This is a genomic window from Microbulbifer jejuensis (genome assembly GCF_047289955.1).
GTDB lineage: Bacteria > Pseudomonadota > Gammaproteobacteria > Pseudomonadales > Cellvibrionaceae > Microbulbifer.
The window spans coordinates 12,802-28,673 of record NZ_JBLBUB010000021.1 but is presented as its reverse complement, the minus strand read 5'-3'; the positions used below and the strand labels follow the sequence as shown (position 1 = coordinate 28,673).

The window sequence follows — 15,872 nt, the reverse complement described above, 5'->3', positions numbered from 1 at the left end:
TCAGGATAAGACCCGATATTATCTTGCGTACCTGAGGATGGAGTCACCGGTCGTGTAGACCCTTGCGCCATTGGTTCATTAGTCCGCTACACCGAAAAAGAGGCTACAGAATGCTGTAAAAAAACCAATGCTAAAGATACGGAGAAAAATAAAATGCTGAAGAGATATATAAGAAAAATAGGATGTGCCGCACTGATGGCACTCTGCGCTTTCAGCAGTATCATTCATGCACAAACCCCACTCGAGCAGAATGTACAGGCTGAGCTCGAAGCGGCAGTGGCGGATGCTCTGAATTTAAATTTGAATCTAAATCAGTACAGTGTCCAACGTATCACAACCGATGTTAATCCGGATGCCCGCTCGGGGGCCGTGACAGATATCCATATGGATCTTACCCTGGACGGTAGGCCGGTACAGATGTCGCTGTCCCCCCACTCAGTACGCAGCCCCAACCTGGTGGTATACACCGTTGATGGAGACGGCGTGAAACGCGAGGTCAAGGCACCGCCCATAAGTACGTATCGAGGCAGTCTGAAGGACATGAAGGACGCCAGGATTGCCGCATCGGTGACCGAGGGGGGCCAGGTCAGGGCCTGGATTCAGATGCCCGACGAAATCTGGGCTGTTCAACCGCTATCCGACGCCACACCCGGCATCGCGCCCGATTTGCATGTGGTGTACCGTACCAGCGATATTCTGCCCGGCGATTGGACCTGTGGCGCCGATGAGGAGCCGTTCGAGCATATGCTGCACGGGGTATCCAATACTTTGCAACAGAGCCTGGTCACCCTTGAGGCGGATGTCGCGTTCGATGCCGACACCGAGTACTACAACCTGAACGGAAGCTCGGTATCCGCCACCATCGCCGATATCGAGAGCACAATGAATGCGGTGGAGTTAATCTACCTGAACGAAACTGACATTGGCTATGCGATCGGCAGAATCATCGTGCGCACCGGGGCCGACCCCTACTCCTCGACAAATCCAAGCGGGTTGCTCTCCCAGTTCCGAAGCGAGTGGAGAACCAACCAGGCCGGGGTACCACGTGATGTTGCCCACTTGATGACCGGCAAGAATCTCGCCGGCAGTGTGATCGGTATTGCCTATCTGAATGGGGTTTGCAGTTTCAATGTAGGCTACGGGGTGTCTCAATCAAGATTCAGCGGCAACTTCGCTTCCCGTGTCGCACTCACAGCCCACGAACTCGGCCATAACTGGAGTGCGAACCATTGCAACGGCCAGGGTGACTGCGCGATCATGTGTTCAGGCATCGGCGGCTGTACCGGGATACTCAACAGATTTGGCGTATCGTCCGAGAATGCCATTACGTCCTGGGCCAACAGCGTCGGGTGCTTAAGTACGATCTGAGGCCTGGCTGGGGGCAGAATCCTCGGAGGTGGTATCGACAAGAGAGGTGAATGCCAAACACTGGCCGTTTTACCAAAAACATCACTGCAGGGGGCTATATGCCCCCTTTTTTGTGACTGCAGAGCTGTTGATATCTGTGGGCAACCTCGTAGCTCCAGCTAGAAGAACCCGTTTTCTGCGAACATCTGAAATTAAACAGTCAGATAATTAAAGTCACCACTCAAAACAAGTATGGCTGCTGGCATGAATATATCAGCGCCTCACAAATACAAAGGGTATACTGGATGGCCAGGAATAGTAATATTGTTTAAATTCAATAGGTTGTAGATTGCCACTGTTTCCGGGGTAGTGGAGAGTGGTTGCAGCCCAAAACAGCACTGGTGTGCAAAATTTAACCAGTCAGCTGACTCAAAGCAGTTTTCCTTGAAGTTGGCGCCAGTTTGCTTCAAAATTGTACTCAGCGGTGAGTGAAGCGAATGGTCGGCAATCCAATAATACTATGCCTCTGCTAATCCCAGTTAACCATTTACGAAGAATATGTAACCACACAAATTAGTTTAATGTATTCATCCAAATCTTTCTAAGCAACCTATATATCAAAACTTTTGAAAATATAAAAAAATGATTTTCTGTTGCCAAGACTGTTTTTGTCAATTAGGTAAATATATAACAGCATAACAAATTGCTGTTTTTCATCACCTTATGGAAAAAGCAAATCGCTACATATCCCCCAATCAAAATGTAAAAATTTTTGTCATTAATCACAAGAGCCAAAAGAGGTTAAAATGAAGCTTAAAGTTACTGTATTGTTCTTTGCAATTACAATACTTGGTGGGTGCACTAGAGCATTGGTTGCAACATATGACCCAGGCGTTGACCTACAATACAACGGGATTGCAGGGAAAAAATTAGCAGTCTATCAATTTGAAGATACCAGGGCTTGGATAGACTCAAATGACGAAAAATCAAATAGCTTCGTTGGCAAGCAGGACCCTTGGAAGTTTGGTTTAAAGTATGAAAATATTGAATATCAACCGGTTTCTGTGATATTACAAGATATATTCATAAAGGAATTTAATTCGGTAGGTGTAGATGCCTACAAAGGGAATGACTCATCACCCCCTTCGTACTCCCTAACCGGGAAAATATTGAATTTTGAATTTGAAAATGAAGCTGGCGTTTGGACTGTAACCAGCCGGAGGCATGTCTCACTAGCGCTGACCCTATCTGACAAGGATGGCAATGTCCTACTAGCAAATGAATTGTTTAATGAGGTAAGCAGAGAAAACGAAGGTATGGGCGTCATGCACTCAACCAATGTAGATAAGCTCATGAAAGATGTACTGAAAACAGTAGTCATCAGTGTTATAAACCGCACAAATAACGAGCTTTCCTATCTCGGTTTTAAAACCATGAGTGTCAGTTTAAACGGCACCACAATTGATACAGATATACAGCCAATTGCTTATGCAACACTTTCCATAGATTGAAAGAGTGACGACTTGGCAAAGGAGGGTTTCTAGCCCTCCCTATAACACCTTACTACAGTTCCGCGAACAATCGGGCAGCTTTGACTCCGAACTTTTCGAGGTATCATTTACTACCCATAGACGATTCAGTTTGCCGAACCTCCTGACGCAGAAACCAGCCAACAACCTTTGTATGAGCAGAGTCACAACTACCTTAAAAATTTCTTCTTAAAAAAACCAACTCTCTAAAGATAAATACACGAGAAATAATTGTTTGATATAGGTCGGTCACACAAGGTAATTCCGAGTAAATTTTACAGAGGCCCCGACTTAGTAAATCCCTTCCCTGGATTAAGTCATTGAGGACTACTGAAGGTCCATATACAGAAAAATATGATATTACCGATGGAGGTAAGACGTATAGCTACCTCCGTACCCTAAACGAAAATGGAGAGTCATTGATCTCCTCCGCTGCCCCGGAGTTGACGATTCCCCCTCATGTCAGGACTTTCCACGACTACGCTTAAGAAGTTACGGTATTCGACTTCAGTAAACTGTACCGCTGTACCTTTTTATCGTATCCTGGTGGGCTAGGCTTAGTTAACGATTTTTCCTCTGACTGAATGCAGAGTTACCACCAGAGACGGGTCATGAAAGTTGCCGATCACACTGTCGTGGAGATTCTCTACACCCTGAAAGATGCCGATGGATCAGTGATTGATTCCGCGGCCGAGGGCGATTCGCTCAAATACCTGCAAGGGGCGGGTCATATCGTTCCCGGCCTTGAAAAGGCAATGCTGGAAAAAGCTCCCGGCGATACCTTCTCCGCCGTCATTGCCCCGGAAGAGGGTTATGGCCAGCAAAACCCGGATTTGATCCAGGTTATGCCGCGCAGTGCTTTTGGCGATATTGAGAAACTGGACGTGGGCATGGCATTTCACGCCGAGAACACCCATGGCCAGCCCATGGAGGTGGAAATCATCGACATTGATGGTGATCAGGTCACCATCAATGGCAACCACCCCCTGGCCGGCGTTGAGTTGCACTTCGATATCAAAGTGGTCTCTGTGCGCAAGGCCACCGCAGAAGAAATTAACCACGGCCATGTACACTAACCTGATAAAGCGGTACTGAATTCGATTTAAACCACTCCCTCTGTCCTATCCGGCGCTGGTATGCACCCCTCTCCCCCCGACCATATTGTGCTCTTTGACAGCGTCTGCCACCTGTGTAACGGCTGGAGCCGGCTGCTGCTGAAACACGACAAGCACTGCCATTTCACCCTGTGCCGGTTACAGTCGCCCGCAGGGCAATTCTATCTCAGGCAACTGGGCCTGCCACTGCACACCTTTGAAACCATGATCCTGCTGGAGCGCAAAGGGGATACCTTTAGCCAGTACCATAAGAGCGACGCCGCCCTGCGCATCGCTGCCCGGTTAGAGAGACCCTGGCATTTTCTTGCCTTTTTGCGTTACATTCCACGCCCCCTGCGGGACCTGTTCTATGACCTGGTGGCGCGCAACCGCTATCGCTGGTTCGGCCGGCGCAGCAGCTGCCTGCTGCCAGGGCCTGCGGACAAACACCGCTTTCTAGAAGACGTATCGGAAGAAAACCCCAATGGGCCTGTCTGAACAATACCTGCAACGCTTTGGCGGCATCGCCCGCCTGTATGGCAACCGCGCCCTGGAGAGATTGCACAGGACCCATATGATGGTGATCGGTATTGGCGGTGTGGGAAGCTGGACGGCGGAAGCACTGGCCCGCAGCGGCGTGGGTGCCCTGACACTGATTGATCTCGACGATATCTGTATCACCAATACCAACCGCCAGTGCCACGCCCTGGCAGACACTATCGGCCGCAGCAAAATTACAGTGATGGCGAAGCGGCTAGAGCAGATCAATCCCGAGCTGCGGGTCGCTGTGGAAGAGGACTTTATCGCACCAGACAACCTGGCTGAGCTAATCAACCCGGATAAAACATCCTTAGATATCGTGATTGATGCCATTGACAATGCGCGGGTAAAAGCGGCGCTGGTGGCCTACTGCAAGGCGCGCAAACTGCGCCTGGTCACCGTTGGTTCTGCCGGCGGCAAACGCTCCCCCCTGGCCATTGAGTGCACCGATCTGGGCCGCACGATCAATGACCCCATGCTGGCGAAAGTGCGCCAGCACCTCTACCGCTTCCACAACTTCCAGAAAAGCCGCAAACGCCAGTTTGGCGTTGATGCCATCTACTCCAGCGAAGCCATGGTCTACCCAAAACCGGATGGCCAGGTTTGCCAGCAAAAAAGCGCCATGCAGGGCGGAGTTAAACTGGACTGCAGCGGCGGCTTTGGTGCCGCCACCATGGTCACTGGTGCCTTTGGCTTTGCCGCCGCCACCAGGGCCATTGAGCGGATATTGCAGCCGAAGCATTGAATCGGATGCGCGGGCCGGGCGGATCACCCTGGTGCAACCTCACTTTACTTCCGGCGATTCCCCAAATTCAATTTTCCGCACATGACCTGTACGGGCCAATAAAATCCCGATCTGCCCTTGCGCCACCTTGCAAGCACCGTTAAGCACTTTATGCTAATTATCGACGCTTTAATTAGTGTAAACAAGGCTAATTGAAAGTGGTAAACATTACCGATGCATCCTCCAGGTTACTCACCAAAATTGCAGGATATGGATAATTGCTGGGATCTGAGCAATCCAACGCAAGATAGCCATTTGAACTTGTATTCAAGTAGTAAGAGCCATTCTCCGAAAAATTAACCTGCACAAAGGTTCTTGGGTCATTGAGCAATGTACCCAGATCTGTAATAGTAGCTGGATCTACTCCCCTGAATGTTTTCAGGTCAGAATACACATCAAGGCCGGTTATATAAAATTTTTCACCGTTAACTTCTTTAAAAAACATCCAAAATCCTGTACGGGTTAAACTGCTGAAGATGTGATAGGCGCTCAGCGGTTCGCTGTAATGATCAAACTCCACTGCTCTTTCATCAATAGTTAACTCAAGGGGGACAAGGCTGCTATGTGATAAATATATTTTGGGAATGAACACTACATCCACTGAACTGGCAAAGCAAGCCGGCATGAAAAAAATAAATAGGAGCTTGGATAAAATATTAACCATAGTTTTCATAGAGAGATACCTATAAGTACAAGCTTGATTCTATAAATAAATTCGCCCAAGAAAATCAATATTTTTTGGCGATTCATGATTTGCAATATTTGGTTAACCCAAAAACAAAATCAGATACTAAAATTAATTTAAAAAATGCTACTCCTCCTTGAATTAGCGCAATATTGAAATTGATCCGAAAGAAAATATCCCTTTCTTTTATTGATCTTTTGATCTGCATCAATTTTAAAATAATTTGGCATTGAATAAACTGCCAGGGCATACAAACTCGTGCGTGTACTGCCTGGCTATTTCCAAGAAAATGCTGTCTGTGTACTAAGGGATTCACAATACTGAGCCTTTCACAAATCCTACCCTACAACTCTTACCTTTCAGCATTATATATTTATTGGGATAGAAAAAGTAATCCGTGCTCATGACCTCATGACTATGTTAAGCTCAGCGCTTATTATTTCTTAATCATGTTCTCTGCAGTACAGGTGAATGTAAAAATACATTCATCTTGAAAAAGGAATTATTTATGAAGAGAATAATCAAACCTTCTTTATCAATGCTGGCATTAATTTTATTAGCGGGAATGGCAAGGGCTGAAGTTGATATTCCCAACAGTCAAGGTCATGATTTTTATCGATCAATTGGCATGTTAAGAGGAGCGCTTAGGTGTTCTGCTTCCTTTGTCCAGGTCTCGGAGAATACACAGGCTCCTGCTTATTTCCTGACTAATGGGCACTGCGCAATGGACCCCTTCCCTTCGGCTTCAGGTAATAAGGTGCTTTTGAATAAGCCAGTTGATTATACTGTCAAATTTAACTACTTCACTGACACAAAAGAAAATGCCAGCATTGCGGTTCACATTGACAAAGTGATTTATGCCACTATGAAAGAGACAGATTTTGCGATTTTATCTGCAGGGGCATCTGTTCAGGAATTAATAGAGCTGGGCCTAACTCCTTACAAACTGTTTCAGGAACCCCAAAAAGGGGAACCCATAACCGTTGCAGGCATTCCCGTAGCGGTGGATGCGCTGCAATTATCAACCTGCCTGGCAGATAGGACACTGGATGTCGTTGAGTATCACTGGCATTGGTATCAGATGGTTAAAAACAACTGCAAAGGGATCGCACCAGGAAGCTCTGGTTCCCCTGTATTTAATCTGCACCTGGCAATGGTGGGCATTATTAACACCACATCTATCGGTCATGTGGGAGAAACCTGTTACAACGGTAATCCTTGTGAGGTGGATGAAGCAGGTGCGCATATTGATGCGGGGAAAAGCTATTTTATACCCTCTGAGCACTTTATGGGGTGCTTCAATGCTGATTTCGGTTTATTCGATCTGAGTCAACTCTCGTGCCGCTTGCCTACTCCCTCATCTGTTGAGATTGAAAATTATCCTTATTTCTTTAGTGGTCTTAAAGCAAGCAATCAGCATTGGAAATTTACGCTTAAAGATCAGGAGAGCAGAGTTCGTTATAAAGAGGTGCGTTTGTCTGATCGAAAGGAGTCTTGCCAGGACATCAATGGTTACAGTGAGCCGGTATCAGGTATGACAGATTTTTCAGGTTGGCCTATCGCTGTCGAGCGAGAAGGCGTTCACCAATTTTGCCTGATTAGGGCCGGTGACAGTGACAAGCCATCACCGGAAGTGATTCAGGTTTTTGTGGATAACACGCCACCTTTAGAGGCTCCCGAGGTATTTATTTCACCCAATAAAACCGCATTTCAGCCGATCTTCCAACCCCCGGAGTACAGCGACTTCTATTATGCAACAGGAAATCCTGCTGTGCTGAACTGCGAAAAGGTTACCTATCAACGTTACTACAGGATTCCAATTCGTATTACTGAGCATCCAACCAAGGTGTGTTTGTACGGGCATGATTACGCCAATAATGAAAGTCAATATTATGAATACATTGTTGAGTAGATCGGATCTCTCAATACACTGAATGCCCGGGTTTGTTGGAAATTGTAGCGGTTACTATTCCCGGACACCAGTTTCGGTAATAAAGTCACCACCTGAAATAAAGGACTGCAATAAGTAGACAACATCACTCCTTCTCCCTGGGGTTCAAGCTGGATGCTGCCTGCCCAATCACAGATCCAGGTTATTCCATTTCAGCCCGCACAACCATAACTTTCCAGCCGCGTCCCGGTTGCTGGCTCTTGCGCGGCGAGCGTTCCCTTTTCAGGGGCTATTGGAAAATGTCAGATAAATCACGAACTGCCTATTCGCCGGGTGTCGTTGCTGGGCTTACTGTTCGACCTGAAGCCTCTCGCGGGAACAAGCCGCCCGGCAGTCGGTAGCCTCAGGGGCCTGAAACTGTCAAACTTGGACCCTGCCACCTGGTGCGAAGTGTTAAGCCGGAGCCACTTGGGCTCTAAGCTGGTCGCGGTAGCGCCGGCTCACGGGTATTTGCTGCCCGTTTTCCAGGTGAATCCGCGCATCTCCACTTTCAAGGGGTTCAATTTCCCCGATAAAATTCAGCCGAACAATATAGGAACGGTGCACACGTACAAAACCATCGGGGTCCAGGCGATCCAGCAGCTTCGCCATGGTATCCCGCAGGGGATAGACCCTGCCACTCAGGTGCAGATTCACATAGTTCCCGGCGGCCTCAACCCATTCAATATCCTGTACATTGACCAAAAACTCCTTGCCCAGTTTTTTTACCAGAAACCGCTCAGGGCGCTTGACCGGCGCCGCCGGTTCCCCTACCTCCGGGCGCCCCGGCAAGTGCGTCTTTCTCTGTAATTGCACCAACAGAAAACGGTACAGATAGATAATGCCGAGCAGGAGGCAATAGGTACGGAAGTCTTTCAGGTATTCATAAAACAGCTCCGCCGGCCAGTGACCAAAATTATAGGAGCCTCCCTCCAGGTGGTAAATCGCAGTGCGCATAGCCACCATGCCGACAACATGCAGCAACGACCAGGGTAAGGTGAGTAGCAGATGTATGGCGAGGTTACGCCCGACCACGCCCTTCTGCAGGGGAAAGTGGCGATCCCAGGCCAGAAGCAGCGGCAACAATAGGGCCAACATCAAAATGCTGCTGCCTTCCCACACCAGGAATTCCCAGGATTGGAAACCCCGGTCTCGATCGCGGTTTTCCAGGGAGGCCACAGCAAACTGCGCCAGCCACTGCACAGAAAAAAACAGTGCCCAGAGCCCCACTTCAATCTGCCGCCTGTGTGCCATGTACCCCTGTGCCGCCATCACTTTCCTACCCCAATTCGATTGCGCCAATACCCCTTCCGCCATTCATCCCCGAACACCACCACTGGTACCTGAGGCGGTGCCGATTGCCCCTTCGCGGTGGCGGGCAGGGTGTTGCGAAGGTGAGCATAGCGGCAAAGCAAAATGAAGGAAACCATGTCTATGACTACACAACGCCGCCACGATATCGACATCCTGCGCGTGCTGGCCTTTGGCCTGTTGATTCTGTACCACCTGGGAATGGCTTATGTGGCCGAATGGGGCTGGCATGTAAAAAGCAGTCACCAGAGCGAGACTCTGCAGCTTGTAATGCTGGCGCTAAACCAATGGCGCATGCCCCTGCTTTTTCTGATCTCGGGTGCGGCAACTTATTTCCTGTTGTACAAATTGGGTGGGAGGGGCTTTCTGTTCCACAGGCTGCATCAGCTGTTGATTCCCCTGCTGTTTGGCATGCTGATTGTGGTTCCACCCCAGGCCTATTACGAGGCGCTGGCCAACGGCGTGATTGAGCCGGGTTACCTCAACTTCCTCTGGCGCTATTTCACATTTCAGCCCTGGCCCGCGGACAGTTTTACCGGCAGCCATGTCGGCATTACCTGGAACCACCTGTGGTATCTGCCCTACCTGCTCTGCTACACGGTGGCCGTCATACCCGTTGCCCTATGGCTGCGGGCGCGGCAACAGCAACTGACAGCTTGGATCGCTGAAATCCGTGTCTGGCAACTCCTGCTCCTGCCCTTGTTGCCGCTTACTTTGTACGGTCTTTTTCTCTTCCCGCGTTTTGGCGGCATTAATTACGCAGTGATCGGCGACTGGTATACCCACGCCCAGTTTTTCACCTTCTTCCTCTGCGGTTATCTGCTCGTCAGTAACCGGGCACCCTGGCAGTTGCTGTCGCACTGGTGTATTCCATTGGTGGTTGCAGCAGCGCTCAGTTACAGCTTGTTCCTGTTCTTCGACAAAATCTTGCCGGAAGACGCCTTCTACGGGCAATCGTTTATCCACTTGGTCATCGTTTACGCCAATCGCTGGTTCTGGTTACTGGCGGTACTGGCCTGTGCCTATCGCTACCTAAACAAGCCCTTTCGCTGGCTGCCCTATGCCAACGAGGCTGTTTATCCCTGCTACATTCTGCACCAGACCATCACGGTTACTGCCGTATTTACGTTAGGTAGCCTGCCCCTGGGGCCAGTATTCGAGCCCCTGCTGGTTTTATTGATTACCGTTGCAGGGTGCCTGCTAATACACGAACTGCTTATTCGCCGGGTGCCACTGCTGCGCTTACTGTTCGGCTTGAAGCCCCTCACAGGAAAACGCAGCCCGGCAGCGAGCAGCCTGGCCCAGGGCACCTGAAGGCATCATGTCTGCGCCCGGCTGACCTCCACCTGCTGCAGGGCCTGGCGCATCAAGGCGTAAAACCCATTGCTGCGGGACTGGCTGAGGTGTTTACCCAGCCCCAATTCTTCAAACAGCCGGGGCAGATCAAGTGCGCAGATCTCCCCGGCAGTGCGCCCATCAATCTGTGACAGCAGCAGTGCCCCCAAACCCTTAACCACGCGGCTGTCACTGTCCAATTCAAAGAAATGGCGCCCACCCTCCTGCCAGTGCACCAACCAGGCCTGGGATTCGCAACCGCGAACGAGTTTTCCCGGACTGCGAATTTCCGGTTTGTGGCTAATAACCTTGCCCCAAAGTAACAACACCCGGTAGCGATCCTGCCAATTGCGCTGGGAAGTCAAATCCGCCAGTGACAACCGGGTAAAGTCGTCTCGGGGACCACTGCCACTTTCCCGCTGTAACTGCCCCGCAGGCGGCTGCTGGAAATCACAATACGCCTCCAGGGCCTGTAAAAAAGTCCGGATATCGCTCTCGGTATTGTAAGCGGCCACCGAGGCACGCACCGTGACCGGATTGCTGCCGGCCCGGCCCAGCAGTTGCGCACAGTGGTGTCCCACGCGTACGGCAATGTCCCGTTCATCCAGCCAGTGCATAAGATCAGCGGCACTGCCCTGTACCGGCACAAAGGCCGCAATACCCAGGTGGTTGCGGGCCTGACTCACCAGCTGAAAGTTTGGCAATGCCTCCAGTTCGCGATGCAACCAGTGCACCAGCTTCTGTTCGTGCGCGGCCATAGCCCTGCGATCCTGCCGGGCAAGAAACGCCAGCACGGCTCCAAGGCCGGCGATCGCTGCCAGCGGGGAGGTGCCGGCCTCGAATTTATGCGGTAACCCGGCGTAGCGGCTGGTTTGTAACCCGACTTCTGAAATCATCTCTCCACCGCCGAGCCAGGGGGGCATGGCTTCCAGCAATGCTTCGCGCCCATACAGCAGTCCGATACCGGTGGGCCCGTAGAACTTGTGCGCAGAGCACACAAAGAAATCACAGCCAATTTTTTGTACATCAACCACTTCATGCGCCGCCAGTTGGGCGCCATCTACAATCCACACACTGCGTGTGTGTTGCACTTGCCGGCGCACCTGGGCCAAATCCGGGCGCAGCCCGATTGCGTTGGCGCCTCCAGTGAGGGAAACCACCCGGGTGCGCTCATTCAGCACGGTGCTGAGCTGGTCAAACCGGGGAACACCCGCCGTATCGGGCACAAAACGCAGTGTCAATTGATATCGCTCGGCCGCCATCTGCCAGGGCACGATGTTGGCATGGTGCTCGGCGGTGGAAATTACGATCTCATCGCCGGGAGCGAGACTACTGCACAGGCAGTGGGCAAGCAGATTCAGGGCTTCGGTGGCACCGCGGCAGAAGACCATTTCATTGGGGCTGGCGGCATTGACAAATTCTGCTGCCTGCCTGCGCACCCGCTCCACCATTTCGGTGGCTTTGCGGGCGAGCCGGTGGCTGGACCTGTGGGTGTTGGCGCTGCTGTGCATATAATAATCGCGCACGGCATTGATCACCGACAGAGGCTTCTGTGTGGTCGCCGCGTTATCCAGGTAAACCAGCTCCGCATTTTCCTCTTGGGCAAAAAGTGGAAACTGCCGTTTGAATGCCTCTGCCGAAAAGCTCATAGGGAAAATACTGTCTCGGTGTTGTGACGGGTTGTATTGGCGATCTCATCAGCAGAAACGCCGCGCAACTTTGCCAGCTCTGCAGCGATTAAAGGCAGGTATTCGGGGCTGTTGCGCTGCCCCTGCCGGTCCGATAAGGGCATATCCGGTGCATCAGATTCCAGCAGCAGGCTCTCCAGCGGCACTCGGGAAAACGTGCGGCGCGTTTTCGTCGCGCGTGGATAGGTGATGGCGCCACCCACCCCCAGGTAAAAACCCAACTGCCAGTAATCCCCGGCCATCTGCTCGCTGCCACTAAAGGCGTGCACAACTCCACCGCGGGGAGGGCGATAGTGTTTCAGCAGCCGCAACACGGCATTGTGTGTACGGTGTACATGTAATACCAGGGGAAGTTGCAACGCACAGGCCACCTCTATCTGTAACCGGAACACGGCCTCTTGCAGGGCCAGGGGGGTCTCTATGGTGGTATCCAGGCCACACTCGCCGACCGCCACACAGGCGTATTTGCGCAGATGCGAGGTGAGGGCGTGACCGAGCTGATCCAGTCCCTCTGCCGATACGGTCAAATCCTGTATCTTGCCTACCCACCAGGGGTGAATACCCGCAGCCGCATACCAGCCCGGCTGGTCTTGGACCAGATCTGCCAGGGGTTGCCACTGAGCTTCGCAAACGCCAGGGATAATCATCCGGCTGACACCGGCAGCCATACACCTTTGCCAAACCCAATTCCTGTCCGGTGCAAAGGCATCAAAGTCAAAATGACAATGGCTGTCGATCAATTTCACTGAGTTCTCCGGGCTTGCCCGCATCCTGGCACGGGACAGTCGTTACCTATCTGCCCGGTATCAAACAGCGAAGCCATTGCGGGGCATTCCCTGTATTGTAACGGTCTGCACCGGCCTGAAAAGAGCGACCTTTGCCGAATCCCCAGCATGTGGCCCGTTGGAAAATCCCTGAAGGACAACAAGTTCCAGCCGTTCAAAGCCGGCCTGTCAGCACCGGGCCTCACTGGATGACCTCTGGCTGCTAGCGGGCGGTTCGGCAATGCCCAAGGAGTGCCTGGGTGAACTGGGCTGGAGTGATACTCCCGGCAGGGGATACCCTTACAGTTGCAACTTTTTGATCAGGCGTGCACTGGTAGTACCCTGCACCAGTAGAGAGAAAAGGACCACACCAAACACCATGGACTGGATTGTCCACCAGTAAGGCAACTCAACCGGTAAAGACAGAACCAGTGCCACGGCAATAACACTGCGCAAGCCACCCCAACTCATCAGCAGTCGCCAGGACTTTGGAATCGGCGGACCGACAAATCTGGTGAGCGGCGCGATCAATACCACCGAAAGCGCCCGCGAACCCAGGGCTGCCGCCGTTGCGATCAGCATGGCCAGCCACTGGTGCGTGAACATCTCAAAGGTAATCACCAATCCCATAATGACAAAGATGATGGCTGTAAACAGCAATCCCAGCCACTCCCAGGTCGGCTCGGCATCAGCCAGATAGGTTTTGCTCTGTCTGCGCAAACAGGAACGGGCCACAATGGCACAAACCATCACTGAAATAATACCGGATACCTTCAACACACTTTCGGCCAGATAGAAGCTGCTGAACGCGGCAATGACCAGGGTCATCAATGCTGCACTGGGGGAGCGCAGGAACAGGATGATCAGGGTGGTGACCAGGCCAAATACCAGCCCACAGGCCACACCGCCAAAAAAAATCATACAAAAATACAGTGCTACCGAACCGGCACTCAATGACGGGGCCTCGAGCCCCATCGCCGAACCCTCCATCAGAGAGTAAGTTGCCAACCCCAGCATCAGGGAGTAGAAAACCACCGCTGCAGCGTCATTAAAGAGGCTCTCCCCTTCAATGAGCGTCACCACATCCTGCCCACTCTGTCCCCGCCGCAATAAATTCACTATCGATACAGGGTCGGTAGCGGCGAGAATCGCGCCCGTCAACAGGGCTGCGACCCAGGGGAATCCCTGTGGGTGGCCGATACCATAATAAGTGATTGCCGCGATAAGAAAGGCGCAGACAACCAGGCCCAAGGTAGAAAACAATAAAATCGGACCTATCCAGCGCTTCAGTATTTTTGGTTCCAGTTGCCAGGCCGATTCAAAAATCAGAACAGGAAGAATAACGAAGAAAACCAGCTCACGCAGACTGGTTGCCCGCAGTCCGGTGTCGTACTCGATCACTGGCAACAACAGGGCAGCCAGGACACCGGCGATTAGGCAGCCAAGTGTGTTATCTATGCGCAGGATACGTGCAATGCCCAGCCCAATGACCGCCGCCAGAGCCAGGTAAAGCCCCTGTCCTACGATGGTGACTACATCGCTCACTGGTTTGTCCCCTTGCGGATTATCAAGCTGGCAATAGAAATGTTGACTCTAATAGCTTTATACAATAGCCATTCCCCGGTTTTCGTCAATAGGCAGAATGTGCAGGCCAAACCCCACACAATGGGGGCTCTCAACAACCTTTTTCCCTAATGTAGCTCCCCAAAGAATAGCTTGCGCACAATGCGGGCATCACCATAAACTGTACATACATACAGTTAAGGTTGCGCCTATGTCCGATAACAACAACGCCAACCCGCCGCGCCACCACAAGGGGCGCGGTGCGGCCAGTAATATCACCGGGCGCTTTACCCATCATTCAAGCACCCGCGAGAGTGACGGCTGGGCAGTGGTAGCCGAGCCGCTGGAGCGCCTGCTCACCGAAGCTGTCGAAGAAAAGGCCAGATCGATCATTGCCACCAATCAATCGCCCGATATCCCCTTTACCCAGTCAATCAATCCTTACAGAGGGTGTGAGCACGGATGTATCTATTGCTATGCCCGCCCCGCCCATGCCTACATGGATCTCTCACCCGGCCTTGACTTCGAGAGCAGGATATTCTTTAAACCGAACGCCGCGGCCCTGCTGGCGCAGGCGCTGCGCAGGCGGAATTACCAGTGCAGCCCCATAGCACTGGGCACAAACACCGACCCCTACCAGCCGCTTGAAAAAGAAAAATGCATCACCCAGGCATTAATCCAGGTAATGCAGCAGTTCCAACATCCAACAACCATTATTACCAAGGGGCAGCTGATCCTGCGCGATTTACCGATTCTTGCAGAGATGGCCCAGGACAAGCTGGTCCAGGTCGCAATTAGTGTCACCACACTGGACAACGCCTTGAAGAGAAAGCTGGAACCCCGTACGGCGGGCCCGTCTGCCCGGTTGCGTATCATCGAGCAACTGAGCAGCGCCGGGATACCCACCGCAGTACTCGCGGCGCCGATGATCCCGGCACTCAATGACTGTGAGCTGGAGGCTATCCTCACCGCTGCCCGCAATGTCGGCGCCGAGCACGCCGCCTATATTCTTTTGCGATTACCCTATGAGGTGGCGCCATTGTTCCGCGAATGGATCGCGGTACACTACCCGCAAAAGGCCAGACACGTTATGAGCCTGATACGGCAAAGCCGCGGGGGGCAAGACTATCAAAGCGACTTTTCCCAGCGCCGTACCGGTACCGGGGTGTTTGCACAGTTATTGCGCCGACGCTTTCATGTTGCCACCAAAAAGCTGGGCTTGAATGACCGCAGCCTGTCGCTAGACTGCAGTCGATTCCGGCCCCCGCCCCAACCCGGTGAGCAGCGCGCGTTATTCTAGCG

13 protein-coding genes are annotated in these 15,872 nt (G+C 51.9%); 8 read left to right on the top strand and 5 right to left on the bottom strand.

Annotated features, from left to right (window positions below; translation table 11 throughout):
• Nucleotides 1–153: 153 nt before the first annotated feature.
• From ACL7TT_RS14085 to tcdA, 5 genes are all read left to right on the top strand, one after another.
• Nucleotides 154–1,368 carry a M12 family metallo-peptidase gene (locus ACL7TT_RS14085; RefSeq protein ID WP_413396290.1) on the top strand — a complete coding sequence of 405 codons (1,215 nt, stop codon included), beginning with the start codon at nt 154–156 and terminating at the stop codon, nt 1,366–1,368.
• Between the two features lie 785 nt (nt 1,369–2,153).
• Entirely contained in the window at nt 2,154–2,858 is a 705-nt protein-coding gene (locus tag ACL7TT_RS14080) for a hypothetical protein (RefSeq protein WP_413396288.1), read from the top strand.
• Nucleotides 2,859–3,487: 629 nt separating this feature from the next.
• Nucleotides 3,488–3,952: an FKBP-type peptidyl-prolyl cis-trans isomerase gene (locus ACL7TT_RS14075; protein WP_413396286.1), complete on the top strand. Its 465-nt coding sequence runs from the start codon at nt 3,488–3,490 to the stop codon at nt 3,950–3,952.
• A gap of 60 nt (nt 3,953–4,012) precedes the next feature.
• On the top strand, nt 4,013–4,468 hold the full coding sequence (locus tag ACL7TT_RS14070) for a thiol-disulfide oxidoreductase DCC family protein (protein ID WP_299948643.1): 456 nt from the start codon (nt 4,013–4,015) through the stop codon (nt 4,466–4,468).
• Complete coding sequence (tcdA, locus tag ACL7TT_RS14065; protein ID WP_413396284.1) at nt 4,455–5,255, top strand: tRNA cyclic N6-threonylcarbamoyladenosine(37) synthase TcdA; 801 nt, start codon at nt 4,455–4,457, stop codon at nt 5,253–5,255. The genes ACL7TT_RS14070 and tcdA overlap by 14 nt, the downstream gene beginning before the upstream one ends.
• Before the next feature lie 187 nt (nt 5,256–5,442).
• Here tcdA and ACL7TT_RS14060 read toward each other — a convergent pair whose 3' ends face one another.
• Nucleotides 5,443–5,967, bottom strand: a complete 525-nt coding sequence (locus ACL7TT_RS14060; RefSeq protein WP_413396282.1) for a hypothetical protein — start codon at nt 5,965–5,967, stop codon at nt 5,443–5,445.
• A gap of 520 nt (nt 5,968–6,487) precedes the next feature.
• Between ACL7TT_RS14060 and ACL7TT_RS14055 the strand changes: the two genes are divergently transcribed.
• On the top strand, nt 6,488–7,891 hold the full coding sequence (locus ACL7TT_RS14055) for a S1 family peptidase (RefSeq protein WP_413396280.1): 1,404 nt from the start codon (nt 6,488–6,490) through the stop codon (nt 7,889–7,891).
• 432 nt (nt 7,892–8,323) lie between these two features.
• Here the strand turns inward: ACL7TT_RS14055 and ACL7TT_RS14050 are convergent, their stop codons facing one another.
• Complete coding sequence (locus tag ACL7TT_RS14050; RefSeq protein ID WP_413396279.1) at nt 8,324–9,181, bottom strand: LytR/AlgR family response regulator transcription factor; 858 nt, start codon at nt 9,179–9,181, stop codon at nt 8,324–8,326.
• A gap of 162 nt (nt 9,182–9,343) precedes the next feature.
• On the opposite strand from ACL7TT_RS14050, the gene ACL7TT_RS14045 reads away from it, so the two are divergent.
• Nucleotides 9,344–10,534 carry an acyltransferase family protein gene (locus ACL7TT_RS14045; protein ID WP_413396278.1) on the top strand — a complete coding sequence of 397 codons (1,191 nt, stop codon included), beginning with the start codon at nt 9,344–9,346 and terminating at the stop codon, nt 10,532–10,534.
• Between the two features lie 5 nt (nt 10,535–10,539).
• Here ACL7TT_RS14045 and ACL7TT_RS14040 read toward each other — a convergent pair whose 3' ends face one another.
• The 3 genes from ACL7TT_RS14040 to ACL7TT_RS14030 all read right to left on the bottom strand — a co-directional run bounded on the left by ACL7TT_RS14040 (nt 10,540) and on the right by ACL7TT_RS14030 (nt 14,552).
• Nucleotides 10,540–12,204 (bottom strand): aminotransferase class V-fold PLP-dependent enzyme, encoded by a 1,665-nt coding sequence (locus ACL7TT_RS14040; protein WP_413396276.1) that lies wholly within the window; start codon nt 12,202–12,204, stop codon nt 10,540–10,542.
• Nucleotides 12,201–12,989 (bottom strand): TatD family hydrolase, encoded by a 789-nt coding sequence (locus ACL7TT_RS14035; protein WP_413396274.1) that lies wholly within the window; start codon nt 12,987–12,989, stop codon nt 12,201–12,203. Before ACL7TT_RS14035 ends, ACL7TT_RS14040 begins: the two co-directional genes overlap by 4 nt.
• Nucleotides 12,990–13,307: 318 nt before the next feature.
• Entirely contained in the window at nt 13,308–14,552 is a 1,245-nt protein-coding gene (locus tag ACL7TT_RS14030; protein WP_413396273.1) for a cation:proton antiporter, read from the bottom strand.
• Between the two features lie 229 nt (nt 14,553–14,781).
• Between ACL7TT_RS14030 and ACL7TT_RS14025 the strand changes: the two genes are divergently transcribed.
• Entirely contained in the window at nt 14,782–15,870 is a 1,089-nt protein-coding gene (locus ACL7TT_RS14025) for a PA0069 family radical SAM protein (RefSeq protein WP_413396271.1), read from the top strand.
• Nucleotides 15,871–15,872: the final 2 nt, after the last annotated feature.

Bases quoted from the DNA above. Each gene is read 5' to 3' on its own strand.
- ACL7TT_RS14085 (WP_413396290.1), top strand. From the start codon at position 154: ATGCTGAAGAGATATATAAGAAAAATAGGATGTGCCGCACTGATGGCA.
- ACL7TT_RS14080 (WP_413396288.1), top strand. From the start codon at position 2,154: ATGAAGCTTAAAGTTACTGTATTGTTCTTTGCAATTACAATACTTGGT.
- ACL7TT_RS14075 (WP_413396286.1), top strand. From the start codon at position 3,488: ATGAAAGTTGCCGATCACACTGTCGTGGAGATTCTCTACACCCTGAAA.
- ACL7TT_RS14070 (WP_299948643.1), top strand. From the start codon at position 4,013: ATGCACCCCTCTCCCCCCGACCATATTGTGCTCTTTGACAGCGTCTGC.
- tcdA (WP_413396284.1), top strand. From the start codon at position 4,455: ATGGGCCTGTCTGAACAATACCTGCAACGCTTTGGCGGCATCGCCCGC.
- ACL7TT_RS14060 (WP_413396282.1), bottom strand. From the start codon at position 5,967: ATGAAAACTATGGTTAATATTTTATCCAAGCTCCTATTTATTTTTTTC.
- ACL7TT_RS14055 (WP_413396280.1), top strand. From the start codon at position 6,488: ATGAAGAGAATAATCAAACCTTCTTTATCAATGCTGGCATTAATTTTA.
- ACL7TT_RS14050 (WP_413396279.1), bottom strand. From the start codon at position 9,181: ATGGCGGCACAGGGGTACATGGCACACAGGCGGCAGATTGAAGTGGGG.
- ACL7TT_RS14045 (WP_413396278.1), top strand. From the start codon at position 9,344: ATGACTACACAACGCCGCCACGATATCGACATCCTGCGCGTGCTGGCC.
- ACL7TT_RS14040 (WP_413396276.1), bottom strand. From the start codon at position 12,204: ATGAGCTTTTCGGCAGAGGCATTCAAACGGCAGTTTCCACTTTTTGCC.
- ACL7TT_RS14025 (WP_413396271.1), top strand. From the start codon at position 14,782: ATGTCCGATAACAACAACGCCAACCCGCCGCGCCACCACAAGGGGCGC.